This window comes from Streptomyces sp. BK239 (assembly GCF_004217285.1).
In the GTDB taxonomy this organism is placed as follows: Bacteria; Actinomycetota; Actinomycetes; order Streptomycetales; family Streptomycetaceae; genus Streptomyces.
The window spans coordinates 807842-821939 of the sequence record NZ_SHKS01000002.1 but is presented as its reverse complement, the minus strand read 5'-3'; the positions used below and the strand labels follow the sequence as shown (position 1 = coordinate 821939).

Annotated in this window: 11 protein-coding genes; 6 read left to right on the top strand and 5 right to left on the bottom strand. The window is 71.8% G+C overall.

Annotation, left to right across the window (positions count from 1 at the left end):
* Positions 1 to 81 precede the first annotated feature (81 nt).
* Both EV567_RS09510 and EV567_RS09505 read left to right on the top strand, forming a co-directional pair.
* A complete protein-coding gene (locus EV567_RS09510; protein ID WP_130438211.1) occupies positions 82 to 1626 on the top strand; it encodes an RNA polymerase sigma factor in 1545 nt (514 codons plus the stop codon).
* Between the two features lie 168 nt (positions 1627 to 1794).
* Positions 1795 to 2667 carry a trypsin-like serine protease gene (locus tag EV567_RS09505; protein ID WP_130438210.1) on the top strand — a complete coding sequence of 291 codons (873 nt, stop codon included), beginning with the start codon at positions 1795 to 1797 and terminating at the stop codon, positions 2665 to 2667.
* Positions 2668 to 2782: 115 nt separating this feature from the next.
* On the opposite strand, the gene EV567_RS09500 is transcribed toward EV567_RS09505, so the two are convergent.
* Entirely contained in the window at positions 2783 to 3013 is a 231-nt protein-coding gene (locus EV567_RS09500; protein ID WP_130438209.1) for a hypothetical protein, read from the bottom strand.
* Between the two features lie 445 nt (positions 3014 to 3458).
* Here EV567_RS09500 and EV567_RS09495 point away from each other — a divergent pair, with 445 nt between their 5' ends.
* The 3 genes from EV567_RS09495 to EV567_RS09485 all read left to right on the top strand — a co-directional run bounded on the left by EV567_RS09495 (position 3459) and on the right by EV567_RS09485 (position 7857).
* Positions 3459 to 5582 carry a type IIA DNA topoisomerase subunit B gene (locus EV567_RS09495; protein WP_130438208.1) on the top strand — a complete coding sequence of 708 codons (2124 nt, stop codon included), beginning with the start codon at positions 3459 to 3461 and terminating at the stop codon, positions 5580 to 5582.
* Between the two features lie 119 nt (positions 5583 to 5701).
* Complete coding sequence (locus EV567_RS09490) at positions 5702 to 6268, top strand: DUF485 domain-containing protein (RefSeq protein ID WP_130438207.1); 567 nt, start codon at positions 5702 to 5704, stop codon at positions 6266 to 6268.
* Complete coding sequence (locus EV567_RS09485) at positions 6265 to 7857, top strand: cation acetate symporter (protein ID WP_130438206.1); 1593 nt, start codon at positions 6265 to 6267, stop codon at positions 7855 to 7857. Before EV567_RS09490 ends, EV567_RS09485 begins: the two co-directional genes overlap by 4 nt.
* A 27-nt stretch (positions 7858 to 7884) precedes the next feature.
* Here the strand turns inward: EV567_RS09485 and EV567_RS09480 are convergent, their stop codons facing one another.
* From EV567_RS09480 to EV567_RS09465, 4 genes are all read right to left on the bottom strand, one after another.
* Positions 7885 to 8565, bottom strand: a complete 681-nt coding sequence (locus tag EV567_RS09480; RefSeq protein ID WP_130438205.1) for a response regulator — start codon at positions 8563 to 8565, stop codon at positions 7885 to 7887.
* Positions 8562 to 10247 (bottom strand): sensor histidine kinase, encoded by a 1686-nt coding sequence (locus EV567_RS09475; RefSeq protein ID WP_130438204.1) that lies wholly within the window; start codon positions 10245 to 10247, stop codon positions 8562 to 8564. Before EV567_RS09475 ends, EV567_RS09480 begins: the two co-directional genes overlap by 4 nt.
* A 157-nt stretch (positions 10248 to 10404) precedes the next feature.
* On the bottom strand, positions 10405 to 11349 hold the full coding sequence (locus tag EV567_RS09470; protein ID WP_130438203.1) for a sucrase ferredoxin: 945 nt from the start codon (positions 11347 to 11349) through the stop codon (positions 10405 to 10407).
* 180 nt (positions 11350 to 11529) lie between these two features.
* Positions 11530 to 12798, bottom strand: coding sequence for a citrate synthase (locus EV567_RS09465; RefSeq protein ID WP_130438202.1), 1269 nt, complete (start codon positions 12796 to 12798; stop codon positions 11530 to 11532).
* 97 nt (positions 12799 to 12895) lie between these two features.
* Between EV567_RS09465 and EV567_RS09460 the strand changes: the two genes are divergently transcribed.
* Positions 12896 to 14071: a citrate synthase/methylcitrate synthase gene (locus EV567_RS09460; protein WP_130438201.1), complete on the top strand. Its 1176-nt coding sequence runs from the start codon at positions 12896 to 12898 to the stop codon at positions 14069 to 14071.
* Positions 14072 to 14098 lie beyond the last annotated feature (27 nt).

Below are 14098 nucleotides of genomic sequence, written 5' to 3'. Positions count from 1 at the left end.
CCGTCCCCGAGGCCGGTGGTCGGCTCCTGTCCGCAGTGGACGGGGCCGGAAGTCGTTTTCCAACGTTCCGAGAGGTTGTTCGTGTCGGCCAGCACATCCCGTACGCTCCCGCCGGAGATCGCCGAGTCCGTCTCTGTCATGGCGCTCATTGAGCGGGGAAAGGCTGAGGGGCAGATCGCCGGCGACGATGTGCGTCGGGCCTTCGAAGCTGACCAGATTCCGGCCACTCAGTGGAAGAACGTACTGCGCAGCCTCAACCAGATCCTCGAGGAAGAGGGTGTGACGCTGATGGTCAGTGCCGCGGAGCCCAAGCGCACCCGAAAGAGCGTCGCAGCGAAGAGTCCGGCCAAGCGCACCGCCACCAAGACGGTCGCGGCGAAGACGGTGACCACCAGGAAGGCCACCGCCGGAGCCCCGGCCGTCCCGGCCGCGCCCGCTGTGGACGACCCCGCCGAGGAAGCCGCCCCCGTGAGGAAGGCGGCCGCCAAGAAGACCACCGCCAAGAAGACGGTCGCGAAGAAGGCCGCCCCCGCCAAGAAGACGGCGGCCAAGAAGACCGCCGCGAAGAAGGACGACGTCGAGCTCATCGAGGAAGAGGTCCTCGAGGAAGCCGCCCCCAAGGCCGGCGACGAGCCCGAGGGCACCGAGAACGCCGGCTTCGTCCTCTCCGACGAGGACGAGGACGACGCGCCCGCGCAGCAGGTCGCCGCGGCCGGCGCCACCGCCGACCCGGTCAAGGACTACCTCAAGCAGATCGGCAAGGTCCCGCTGCTCAACGCCGAGCAGGAGGTCGAGCTCGCCAAGCGCATCGAGGCCGGCCTGTTCGCCGAGGACAAGCTCGCCAACGCCGACAAGCTCGCCCCGAAGCTCAAGCGCGAGCTGGAGATCATCGCCGAGGACGGCCGCCGCGCCAAGAACCACCTCCTGGAGGCAAACCTCCGTCTGGTGGTCTCCCTGGCCAAGCGCTACACCGGCCGCGGCATGCTCTTCCTGGACCTCATCCAGGAGGGCAACCTCGGTCTGATCCGCGCGGTCGAGAAGTTCGACTACACCAAGGGCTACAAGTTCTCCACGTACGCCACGTGGTGGATCCGTCAGGCGATCACCCGCGCCATGGCCGACCAGGCCCGCACCATCCGCATCCCGGTGCACATGGTCGAGGTCATCAACAAGCTCGCGCGCGTGCAGCGCCAGATGCTCCAGGACCTGGGCCGCGAGCCCACCCCGGAGGAGCTGGCCAAGGAACTCGACATGACCCCGGAGAAGGTCATCGAGGTCCAGAAGTACGGCCGTGAGCCCATCTCGCTCCACACCCCGCTGGGCGAGGACGGCGACAGCGAGTTCGGTGACCTCATCGAGGACTCCGAGGCCGTCGTCCCGGCCGACGCGGTCAGCTTCACACTCCTCCAGGAGCAGCTGCACTCCGTCCTGGACACCCTCTCCGAGCGCGAGGCCGGCGTCGTCTCCATGCGCTTCGGTCTCACCGACGGTCAGCCGAAGACCCTCGACGAGATCGGCAAGGTGTACGGCGTCACGCGTGAGCGCATCCGCCAGATCGAGTCGAAGACCATGTCGAAGCTGCGCCACCCGTCGCGCTCGCAGGTGCTGCGCGACTACCTCGACTAGACGGCGACCGACGCCGCCCGGCCGGCGTCGATCGTCACAGCCCGGCGCCGAAGGCCCGGTTCCCCTGGGGAACCGGGCCTTCGGCCTGCCGTGCGGCGCGCGGGTGCGCGTCGGCGCGCGCTGGATCACCCTGGGTGTTCATCGATCACTTCAGAGTGAGGAGCGCGCATGCGTCGTCCCTTGGTCCGGGCGCTGACCCGGCCGCTGGTCCTGGCGACCGCGGCGATGGCCATACCCCTGGTGACAGCCGTGCCGGCGGCCGCCGACGGGGTGGTCGTGGGTGGGTTCCCGGTCGATGTGTCCACCTCGCCGTGGACGGTCGCGCTGTCCAGCCGTGACCGGTTCGGAGGTACGAGGTCCGGGCAGTTCTGTGGAGGCGTGGTGGTCGGCACGTCCGCCGTGCTGACCGCCGCCCACTGTATGGGGCAGGAGGTGCTCGGAGCGCCCAGAGCGCGCGATCTGAAGGTCGTCGAGGGCCGCACCGACCTCTCCACCGGCGCGGGCCGGGAGATCGCCGTGAAAGGCGTCTGGGTGAACCCGGCCTACGACAGTGAGAGCAACTCCGGGGACTTCGCCGTCCTCACGCTCGCCGAATCCCTGCCGCAGGCCTCGGTCGTCGCCATGGCCCCTGCGGGCGACCCGGCCTACCAGCCCGGCACGGAGGCCCTGGTCTACGGCTGGGGCGACACCACGGGCGGCGGCTCCTACCCGCACAGCCTGAGAGCGGCCCGTGTGCACGTCCTGCCCGACAGCTCCTGCGAGTCCGCCTACCCCGGCGGCCGCGACGGCAAGTACATGGCGAAGACGATGGTGTGCGCGGGGGAGGCGAAGGGCGGGCACGACTCCTGCCAGGGCGACAGCGGCGGCCCGCTGATCGCGCAGGGCCGGCTGATCGGGCTCGTCTCCTGGGGCAGTGGCTGCGGGGAGGCGGGGAACCCGGGCGTCTACACGCGCGTGTCCGACGTCGTACGGGCCTGGAAGGAGGCTCTGGCCACCGGCTCCGGCTCCACGCCCGCCGGGGGCGCAGCCGTGGGCCGGTAAGGCGCGGCCCGCTGAAGCGGGGAACACGAGTGCGGGCGGCCGCCCCTGGCGATCAGGGGCGGCCGCCCGCGTGCCGGCCTAGCCGGATCTGGCTCGTCGTCGAACGCGTCGGTTGTCAGCGCTCATCTTCGGAGGCGGATGCGGGAACGGTCGTCAGCCGCTCCGTCTCGTCCTGTATCTCAGCGGCGATCTTCTTGAGTTCCGGCTCGAACTTGCGGCCGTGGTGGGCGCAGAAGAGCAGTTCTCCGCCGCTGAGCAGGACGACGCGCACGTACGCCTGTGCGCCGCAGCGGTCGCAGCGGTCAGCGGCCGTCAGCGGGCTCGCGGGGGTCAGAACAGTAGTCACGTCGCCTCTTCTCTAGCTCGACGAGCTGTCGTACCAGGGTCAACATCCAACCAGCCCCAAAACGTTCCCGCTCGTGGCTTCTCCTCGGAAAATTCTTTCCGAGGCGGCCGTCTGCTGCCGGTTTGGCGGCGAATGTGCCGTATTGCGTGTCTGATGTGTCTTACGGTTTCGCGCTGTCGGTCATGGTCCGGTCCTCCCGGCTGGATTGCCGGTTTGCTCATGAGGACGTGCCCGGAGCCTAAATGGTTCATGCCTCGAAGGGAACGTGATATGTACTTCACCCCATCGAGGGATCGAACATCCATGCGAGTCTGGACTACTGTGAGTTTCGGACGAGGGTGGCGTTACAACGGCTCTACCAGGCCTCGGTACCCTCTTGGCGGCGACCGAAGCCGCGCCCTTACCCACAAGGGCCCACCGTGAAATTCAGCGAGGAGCGAACCGCGTGACCGCCGATACGTCCGTGCCGTCCACTGCGCTGCTGGCAGGAGCAGACCGGGACGGTTCCAACTACACCGCGCGGCACCTGCTCGTCCTCGAGGGGCTCGAGGCCGTACGCAAGCGCCCGGGCATGTACATCGGATCGACCGACAGCCGTGGCCTGATGCACTGCCTGTGGGAGATCATCGACAACTCCGTCGACGAGGCCCTGGGCGGCTACTGCGACCACATCGAGGTCGTCCTCCACGACGACGCCTCGGTGGAGGTACGCGACAACGGCCGCGGCATCCCGGTCGACGTCGAACCCAAGACCGGCCTCTCCGGCGTCGAGGTCGTCATGACCAAGCTGCACGCCGGCGGCAAGTTCGGCGGCGGCTCCTACGCCGCCTCCGGCGGTCTGCACGGCGTCGGCGCCTCCGTGGTGAACGCCCTCTCCGCCCGCCTGGACATCGAGGTCGACCGTGGGGGCAGCACGCACGCGATCAGCTTCCGCCGCGGCGTCCCCGGCGCGTTCGCCACGGGCGGACCGGAGGCGAAGTTCGAGGCCGCGGGCGGCCTGCGCAAGACCAAGCGGATCCCCAAGACCCGCACCGGCACGCGCGTGCGTTACTGGGCCGACCGGCAGATCTTCCTCAAGGACGCCAAGCTCTCCCTGGACACGCTCCACCAGCGGGCCCGCCAGACCGCGTTCCTGGTGCCCGGCCTGACGATCGTCGTCCGCGACGAGTACGGCCTCGGCGAGGGCGGCAGCAAGGGCGAGGAGTCCTTCCGCTTCGACGGCGGCATCAGCGAGTTCTGCGAGTACCTCGCCACCGACAAGCCCGTCTGCGACGTGCTGCGCTTCACCGGGCAGGGCACCTTCAAGGAGACCGTGCCCGTCCTGGACGACCACGGTCAGATGACGCCGACCGAGGTCACCCGTGAGCTCGGCGTAGACGTCGCGATGCGCTGGGGCACCGGCTACGACACGACGCTGCGGTCGTTCGTCAACATCATCGCCACGCCCAAGGGCGGCACCCACGTCGCCGGCTTCGAGCAGGCCGTCGCCAGGACGATGAACGAGGTGCTACGCACCAAGAAGATGCTGCGCGTCGCCGAGGACGACATCGTCAAGGACGACGCACTGGAGGGCCTGACCGCCGTCGTCACCGTCCGGCTCGCAGAGCCGCAGTTCGAGGGCCAGACCAAGGAGGTGCTCGGCACCTCGGCCGCCCGCAGGATCGTCAACACGGTGATCGCCCGGGAGCTCAAGGCGTTCCTGACCTCCACCAAGCGCGATGCCGCCGCCCAGGCGCGGGTCGTCATGGAGAAGGCCGTCGCCGCCGCACGCACGCGTATCGCGGCCCGTCAGCACAAGGACGCTCAGCGCCGCAAGACGGCCCTGGAGTCGTCCTCGCTGCCGGCCAAGCTCGCCGACTGCCGCAGCGACGACGTCGACCGCAGCGAGCTGTTCATCGTCGAGGGCGACTCCGCGCTCGGCACGGCCAAGCTCGCCCGCAACTCCGAGTTCCAGGCGCTGCTGCCGATCCGCGGCAAGATCCTCAACGTCCAGAAGTCGTCCGTGACCGACATGCTGAAGAACGCCGAGTGCGGCGCGATCATCCAGGTCATAGGGGCCGGCTCCGGGCGCACGTTCGACATCGACGCGGCCCGCTACGGCAAGATCATCATGATGACCGACGCCGACGTGGACGGCTCCCACATCCGGTGCCTGCTGCTGACCCTGTTCCAGCGCTACATGCGGCCCATGGTCGAGGCCGGCCGGGTGTTCGCCGCGGTCCCGCCGCTGCACCGCATCGAGCTGATCCAGCCCAAGCGCGGCCAGGACAAGTACGTCTACACGTACTCGGACCGCGAACTGCGCGACAAGCTCATGGAGTTCCAGAGCAAGGGCATCCGCTACAAGGACTCCATCCAGCGCTACAAGGGCCTCGGCGAGATGGACGCCGACCAGCTGGCCGAGACCACGATGGACCCCCGTCACCGCACCCTGCGCCGGATCAACCTCTCCGACCTGGAAGCATCCGAGCAGGTGTTCGACCTGTTGATGGGCAACGACGTGGCGCCGCGCAAGGAGTTCATCTCCAGCTCCGCGGCGACCCTGGACCGCTCCCGCATCGACGCCTAGCCCGCGACGCCCCGGTTCGTCGTCGTCCCGGGGCGGCGCTCAGGCTCCTGGTCACCTGATGGAGTGAAGAGCGCGGGGAAGAGAAGTCAGGGATCTTCCCGTTCTGTCCATCCTTGGGCATGCAGTCAAGCAACAGACGTGCCCTCGGCAGCGGGGACGGTTCCGAAAGTCCGGGCGACCATCGGCAGGGCCACGGTCTGGCGTTCGACGAAGCGCCGGCGGACGTGCGCTACGACGACCCCTGGTACGACGCGCTCGCTTCCGCCTGGGCCGAGGCGGGCGCCCCCACCGCGCCCCCGCCCGCGACCGGCGTCCCTGCCGCGCGCCGGGCGCGTGAGGACGCCGCCGAGGCGGCCGCACAGGTCTACCTCGAAGTACAGCGCAGCGAGGCCTTCCAGGAGGTGAGGGGCCGCTACCGGCGGTTCGTCGTCCCCGCGACCGCCGGATTCCTCCTCTGGTACGTGGCCTACGTGGTCGCCGCGACCACCGCGCCCGGTCTCATGGCGCGGCCCGTCGCCGGCGCGGTGAACGTCGCGCTGCTCGCCGGCCTCGGCCAGTTCCTCACGACCTTCCTGCTCACCTGGGCCTACTCCCGCCACGCACGGCTGCGCAGGGACCGCGCGGCCCTCGAACTGCGCTGGGACACCCAGGAACTGACGCGCGGGGCGCGGGGCGGTGCCTCGTGACCGGCAACCACCAGACGCTGGCGCTGGCCCTGTTCAGCGCCTTCATCGCGGTCACCCTCGGCATCACGACCTGGGTGAGCCGCGACCGGCACGGCTCGGCGGAGGAGTTCTACGTCGGCGGGCGGCTGTTCTCGCCGATGGAGAACGGGTTCGCCATCGCCGGCGACTACATGTCGGCCGCCTCCTTCCTCGGCATCTCCGGACTCATCGCCCTCTTCGGCTACGACGGCCTGCTGTACTCGGTGGGCTTCCTCGTGGCCTGGCTCGTGGTGCTCCTCCTCGTCGCCGAACTGGTGCGCAACTGCGGGCGGTTCACGCTCGCCGACGTCGTGGCGGCACGCATGCGCGAGCGGCCGGTACGGATCGCGGCGGGAACTTCCTCGGTCACGGTGTCCGTTCTGTATCTGGTGGCGCAGATGGTGGGCGCGGGCAGCCTGGTGGCGCTGCTCCTCGGCCAGAGTGGCGAGGCGGCGCGGGCCTGGACCGTCATCGGCGTCGGCGCGCTCATGGTGATCTACGTGTCGCTGGGAGGGATGCGGGCCACCACCTGGATCCAGATCGTGAAGGCGGTCCTGCTGCTCGGCGGCACCATCGCGCTCACCGTGCTCGTCCTGCTGCGCTTCCACGGCGACTTCGACCGGCTGCTGCTGACGGCGGCCGAACGCAGCGGGCACGGCGCCGCGTTCCTCGCCCCCGGGCTGAAGTACGGCGGGGACTGGACGGCGCGGTGCGACTTCATGAGCCTCGGGCTCGCGCTGGTGCTGGGCACCGCCGGTCTGCCGCACATCCTGTCCCGCTTCTACACCGTGCCGACCGCGCGGGCCGCCCGGCGTTCCGTGGTCTGGTCGATCGGGCTCATCGGCGGCTTCTACCTGATGACGATCGTCCTCGGCTTCGGCGCGGCGGCGATCGTCGGCCCCGACGCCGTCCGCGCCTCGAACGCGGCCGGCAACACCGCCGTGCCGCTGCTCGCCCTGGACCTGGGCGGCGGAGCCGGTTCCACGGGCGGCACGGTGCTGTTCGCGGTCGTGGCGGCCGTCGCGTTCGCCACCATCCTCGCGGTGGTCGCGGGGATCACCCTCGCCTCATCGGCGTCCGTGGCCCACGACCTGTACGCCTCGCTGCGGCGCCGGCACACCGACCCCCGCGGTGAGGTCGCGGTCGCGCGGTTCGCCGCCGTCGGGGTCGGCGCGGTCGCCATCGGCCTCGGACTCCTCGCCCGCGACCTCAACGTCGCCTTCCTGGTGGGCCTCGCCTTCGCCGTCGCCGCGTCCGCGAACCTGCCGGTCCTGCTGTACTCGCTGTTCTGGCGGAACTTCACCACCCGCGGCGCGGTGTGGGCCGTCTACGGCGGGCTCATCCCCGCCGTGGCGCTCGTGGTGTTGTCGCCTGTGGTGTCGGGCAGCCCTGAATCGCTCTTCCCGGCCGCCGACTTCCAGGTTTTCCCGCTGCAGAACCCCGGCCTGGTCTCGATCCCGCTCGGCTTCCTCGCCGGCTGGCTCGGCACCCTGACCTCGGGCGAGCGGCCGGACGAGGCCAAGCACGCGGAGACCGAGGTCCGCTCACTGACGGGAGCGGGAGCGGCCTAGCTCCATCACCCCCGGCTTCTGTTGTCCTCAGGCGCGGGTCACCCACACGTAACGGTGTTCCGGGCGGCCCGCGTCGCCGTACTTGAGGGTCAGCCGGGCTCTCCCGGTGCGCTCCAGGAGCTTCAGATAGCGCTGGGCGGTCTGGCGGCTCACCCCGGTGCGGTCGGCGATCTCCTGGGCCGACAGAGGCCCTTGGGCGCTCATCAGGGACTGGCGCACGAGTTCGGCCGTGGTGGGGGAGTGCCCCTTGGGCAGTCCCGGCTCCGAAGGGGCGGACAGCGCGCCGAAGATGCGGTCCACGTCCGCCTGTTCGGCCTCACCGCCGCCGTCGAGCGTGCGGCGCAGCTCGGCGTACGCCTCCAGCTTGGCTCGCAGACCGGCGAAGTTGAACGGCTTGACCAGGTACTGGAGCGCGCCGTGGCGCATCGCCGACTGCACCGTCGTGACGTCCCGCGCCGCCGTCACCATGATCACGTCCGCTTGGTGGCCGCGCCGGCGCATCTCCTGGACGACGTCCAGGCCCGTCTCGTCGGGCAGGTAGTGGTCCAGCAGGACCAGGTCCAGCCGTGGCAGCGACTCCAGTTGACGCAGCGCCTCAGCGGCGCTGTGCGCCTCGCCCGCGACGTGGAAGCCCGGCACCTTCTCGACATACGCGGCGTTGACCTGGGCGACCCTGGTGTCGTCGTCCACGACCAGGACCTCGATCATCGCGACTCCTCTTCGGCTGTGCCCTTCGCGGATGCGGCCAGGGCGGGTTCGAGGGCCGGTTCGGGGGCGGGATCGGCCAGTGCCTCGGGAAGGACCACGGTGAACTCGGCGCCTCCGCCGAGCGCCTCGTCGACGCAGGCCCTGCCGCCCTGCCGTTCGGCGAGCCTGCGCACCAGGGAGAGGCCGATGCCGCGCTTGCCGTGCGCGGGCGGCTTCTTCGTGGACCAGCCCTCGGTGAACACCGACTCGCGGTGCTCCACCGGGATTCCGGGCCCTGTGTCGCGCACCCTGAGGACGGCGGTGCGTCCCTCGGCGCGGAGTTCGACCTCCACGCGTGCGTGCGCGGTCCCGGCGACGGCGTCGAGCGCGTTGTCCACCAGGTTGCCGACGACGGTGACCAGCCCGCGCGGATCCACCAGCCGGTCCGGGAGCCGCGTGCGGTCCGACACCCGTAGCGCCACCCCGCGTTCGGCGGCGACGGTCGCCTTGCCGACGAGGAGGGCGGCGAGCAGCGGGTCCTCGATCTTCTCGGTGACCTGCTCCGCGGTCGCCCGGTGGTCGCCGACCACCTCGCCGACGAACTCCACCGCGTCGTCGTACCGCTCCAGTTCGAGCAGTCCGAGCAGGGTGTGCATCCGGTTGGCGTGCTCGTGGTCCTGGGCGCGCAGCGCGTCGATCAGGCCGCGCGTCGAGTCCAGCTCACGGCCGAGCTGCTCCAGCTCGGTGCGGTCGCGCAGGGTGGCCACCGCGCCGCCGTCGTCGGTGGGCATGCGGTTGGCGATCAGGACGCGCTGCCCGCGCACGGTGATCAGGTCGGTGCCCGTCACCCGGCCGGCCAGGACGTCGGCGGTGCGGCCCTCGCCGAGCGCCTCGTCGGGCGTGCGGCCGACCGCCCGTTCCTCGCCGATGCCGAGGAGCCGCTGCGCCTCGTCGTTCAGGAGGCGGACGCGGCCCGCGCGGTCGAGGGCGACGACGCCCTCCCGGATGCCGTGCAGCATCGCCTCGCGTTCGGAGAGCAGCGCCGAGATGTCGGAGAAGGCCAGGTCACGGGTCTGCCGGTGGACCCGCCGGGAGATCAGCCAGGCGGCCAGGGCGCCCACGGCAAGGGCGCCCCCGGCGTAGGCGAAGAGTCCGGGTATGGCGTGGATCAGCCGCGCGCGCACGCTGTCGTACTCGATGCCGACCGAGACCGCCCCGACGATCCTGCCGTCACTGTCCCTCAGGGGCACCTTGCCGCGTGCCGAGCGGCCCAGGGTGCCGCTGTCGATCCCCATGACCTCCCGGCCGGCGAGGGCCTCGCTGGGGTCCGTCGAGACATGGCCGCCGACCTGCGCGGGGTCGGGGTGCGACCAGCGCGTGCCGTGAAGATCCATGATCACGACGTACTCGGCCCCGCTGGCCTCGCGGATGCGCTCGGCCTCCCGCTGCACCGGCCCGTGGACCGTGGGCGGGGTGTCGCGGAGGTCGTCGGCGAGCTGGGGCACCGCCGCGGTGGTCTGGGCGATGGCGAGCGCGCGGCGCATCGCCTGGTCGTCCAGCTGGTCGCTGAGCGGGGCGAGGAACAGCCCGGTGGCGAGCACCACGACGCCCGCGGCGATCGCGAGCTGCATGAGCAGCACCTGCGAGACCATGCGGCGGGGCATGCCGAGGCGCAGGCGTCGAACGGGGGGAGCGGGGCTCATACCCATGACGGTACGTGGACGTGCCGGTCCAGCCGTAGGGGTGTGTGGCGGGGATCTCGCGAGGGTCTCCGCCGGGCGGCTGCCGAGCGGCCGCCGCGGCGACTCCCGAGCGGCCCTGTGAAGGCGTCTGGTGGGCCCGGGGACACGCGGGGCGGCGTCAGCCCGCCAGCGCCCCGGCGGGCGTCAGCTCGCGCACCGACTCCACGTCCATCCGCGCCGGGGAGCCCAGCACGGACGCCCCGCAGCTCTCCGGACGCGGCGGCAGCGACGCGCCCTGCGCCACGACGACCCGCCAGTGCCGCCCGTCGGCGTGCGCGACCGTCACCTCCCAGCGCGGCGCCCCGCCCTGGGTGGCGACGACGGTGAGCGCCTGCGCCGCGTACTCGCCGGCCGCCGCGCGCACGGCGAGTTCCGCCGCCTGGCCGGGCCGCTCCCAGGCCGAGCAGCCGCGGCTTCCCTCCACGACGATCCGCCCCTCCTGCGCCCGGTACAGGACCTCCTTGAGGGCGTGCGCCTCGGCACGGCCGTACGCGTAGCCGTACGGGAGCACGAGCGCCGTGGGGGAGAAGCGGTGCCCGCCCAGGTGGGTCACCTCCCAGACGCCGTCCACGTCCGAGGCGGCGAGTTCGGCGGCGAGCGGACGGCCCAGCAGTGCGCAGCAGCGGTCGCGCTTGCCGTTGGTGCAGACGAGGGCCAGCGGACCGCCGGTGTGCGGACGGCCGTCCAGCGCCGCGTCGAAGGAGCGGGCCTCGCCCCGGCCGAGGGCGGCGAAGTCGAGGTCCAGCAGCCGGCTCGGGTCGCTGGTCGTGGCGCTGCGGATCCACACCCGTCCGGGGACCGTGTGGGCGGCGTACACGCGGCGCAGCCGCGGTGTGCGGAAGTCGGCGTGCGGCCCGGGACGCCGGATGAGCACGACGCGTACGCCCGTGTCCTTCGCCGCGGCCTCCAGGGCGCGGCCCAGCACGGGGTCGAGGTGGCTCGACACGAGCGCCTTGGCGCCCCAGGGGCCGGGCTGTTCCACCAGGAGCCAGGTCCTCGCCGTGGGCGCGGTCCCGGACATGGGCTCGTCGAGGTCCCGCGCGACAGACGTGCACGTACTCACAGAGGTGAGCCTAACCTGACTTCGCCCGGAGCGACTTCCCGGTCCGCCGAGTGTCCTGGCGCGGCGGCACGTACGCGTGCCCCGCACCGCCCCGGCGGCCTGCACATGACCCCAGGTCAGCCGGTGTCGCACTCGCCTGCCCGGTGCTCCTCGCCGGACCCACCGGTGACGCCCCGAGTGTCATTCCGGCAGCGCACGGGTCGGTTTCGGCCCGACGTAGTGGCCGCTCGGGCGCATCCGCAGGGGCTGCTCGCCGTACTCCTCCAGAGCGTGGGCGATCCAGCCCGCCGTTCTGGCGACGGCGAAGACGGCCTCGCCGGCCGAGGCCGCCATGCCGCAGGAGACGGTGAGCACGGCGAGCGCGAGGTCGACGTTGGCGTGCAACGAGGTGTGCCGCGCGGTCGTGATCACGACGTCCCGGGCCGCGGCCAGTGCGGGCGCCGCCTCGGGGATCTCCTCCAGGAGGGCGAACAGCACGCGCGCGCGTGGGTCCTCGCCCGGGTAGAGCCGGTGTCCGAGCCCCGGGATGCGGCGGCCGGCCCGCAGCTCCTCGGCGATCACGGGCGCCGCCGAGCCCTGGTCGAGCACCTCCCGCAGCAACCGGTGGGCGAGCCCGCTGGCCGCGCCGTGCAGCGGCCCCTCGATCACGCCCAGACCCGCCGAGATGGCCGCGTACGCGTGCGCGCGGGCGCTCGCGGCGACGCGCACGGCGAGCGTCGAGGCGGCCAGGTCGTGGTCGACGAGGAGGCCGAGGGCCGTGTCCAGAGCGTGCAGCGAGGCCTCGGTGGCGGGCAGGCGGCTCAGCCGGCCCCACAGGCGGTGCGCGATGGACCGGCCGTCCTGATGGGCGGGGTTCTTTGGCGGCAGGGCGGCGACCAGGGTGGGGATGAGGGTGCGCGCGGTGCCCAGGACCGCGTCCTCGGACAGGTCGAAGCGCAGGGGGTCGGCGACGGCGGCGGCGACCGCGGCGACGCGCAGCCGGTCGGTGGGGCCGGTGTGGGCGGGCAGCGCGTTGGCCGCGCGGTGGGCGGCGTCGATGGAGGCGGGCGGCGCGGTGAAGGTGGCCCCGCGGTGCATCCGCCCGGTCCACAGCCACTCGGCGACCTCCTCGTAGGAGTGCCGGACGGCGAGCTCGGCGGCGTCGACGCCGCGGAAGTAGTAGCGGTCGTCCTCGATGAGGGTGAGGCGGGTGCGCACGGACAGTTCGGCGCCGGGCGTCTGGCCCGTACCGCTGTCCCGCCGGTTGCGCCGGGCGAGCGCCTCGACCTCGTCGGCGTCGAAGGTGCTGCCCCGGCCGCCTGCCGCTCGCCGGCTGCTGAGCTGGCCGCGGCTGACGTAGGCGTACACGGTCTCGGGTTTCACGCCGAGCAGTTCGGCGGCCTCCTTCGTGCTCAGCCGCCGCTCGGGGCGGCCGGGACCGCCGGTCCGGCCGTGTTCTTGATCGCGCATGGGATCACCGTATCCAGGAGGTCGTTATATTGATTCAATCAATATTGACACTGTTGAGTCAATCATGGACAGTCGAATCAAGTTCAGGGAGGAAAACATGTCCGTCAACAGGTCCGCAGCCACACCCGTCGAGGTACCGCGAGGACTCGCCGGAGTCGTCGTCGCCGACACGGAGGTCGGCGACGTCCGAGGCCGCGAGGGCTTCTACCACTACCGGCAGTACTCGGCCGTGGAACTCGCGCGCACCCGCCGTTTCGAGGACGTCTGGCACCTCCTCGTCCACGGCGAATTGCCCGACGGGCCGCGCGGCGACGCCTTCGCCGCCGAGATCGCGGCCCTTCGCCGCCTGCCCGACGAGGTGACGCGGGCGCTGCCGGCCATCGCCGCCGCCGCGAACGGCAACCCCCTCGCCGGGATGCGCACGGCGCTCTCCCTCCTCGGAGCGGCACGCGGCTTCCGCCCGGTGTACGACATCGACGCGGACCAGCGCCGCGAGGACACCGTCGTGGCGGCCGCGGCCGTGCCGACGCTGCTCACCGCCCTGTACCGGCTGGGGAAGGGGCTTGAGCCCGTGCAGCCGCGCGAGGACCTGCCGTACGCGGCCGGCTACCTCCACATGCTCACGGGGGCGGAGCCGGAGCCGGAGCAGGCGAGGGCCGTCGAGCAGTACCTGATATCGACCATCGACCACGGCTTCAACGCGTCGACGTTCACCGCCAGGGTCATCGCCTCGACCGGCGCGGACGTCGCCGCCTGTCTCGTCGGAGCCGTGGGCGCCCTCTCGGGGCCGCTGCACGGCGGCGCGCCCAGCCGCGCCCTGGACACCCTGGACGCGATCGGCACGCCCGACCGCGTCGACTCCTGGATCCGGGACCGCGTCCTCGCAGGTGAGCGGATCATGGGCTTCGGGCACGCCGTCTACCGCACCGAGGACCCGCGCTCACGGATGCTCCGGGAGATCGCCCAGAGCTTCGGAGGCCCGCGTGTCGACTTCGCCGTCGACGTCGAGCGACGCGTCGAGGCGATCCTCGCCGAGCTGAAGCCGGGCCGGGAACTGCACACCAACGTGGAGTACTACGCCGGCGTCGTCATGGAACTGTGCGGTCTGCCCCGCGAGATGTTCACTCCGACCTTCGCGGCGGGCCGGACGGTGGGCTGGAGCGCGAACATCCTGGAACAGGCGCAGGACTCGAAGATCATCCGCCCGGCCGCGCGGTACGTGGGCCCGGCGGCGCCGGTGGAGGTGCCGGCGGCGACTCCCGGCGCGGGGTGAGCCGGACCGCTCCGAAAGCGGCCGGAC

What these genes read in the sequence shown, in the direction of transcription:
- EV567_RS09505 (WP_130438210.1), top strand. Translation starts at nt 1,795, where the DNA reads ATGCGTCGTCCCTTGGTCCGGGCGCTGACCCGGCCGCTGGTCCTGGCG.
- EV567_RS09490 (WP_130438207.1), top strand. Translation starts at nt 5,702, where the DNA reads ATGCAGTCAAGCAACAGACGTGCCCTCGGCAGCGGGGACGGTTCCGAA.
- EV567_RS09480 (WP_130438205.1), bottom strand. Translation starts at nt 8,565, where the DNA reads ATGATCGAGGTCCTGGTCGTGGACGACGACACCAGGGTCGCCCAGGTC.
- EV567_RS09475 (WP_130438204.1), bottom strand. Translation starts at nt 10,247, where the DNA reads ATGAGCCCCGCTCCCCCCGTTCGACGCCTGCGCCTCGGCATGCCCCGC.
- EV567_RS09465 (WP_130438202.1), bottom strand. Translation starts at nt 12,798, where the DNA reads ATGCGCGATCAAGAACACGGCCGGACCGGCGGTCCCGGCCGCCCCGAG.
- EV567_RS09460 (WP_130438201.1), top strand. Translation starts at nt 12,896, where the DNA reads ATGTCCGTCAACAGGTCCGCAGCCACACCCGTCGAGGTACCGCGAGGA.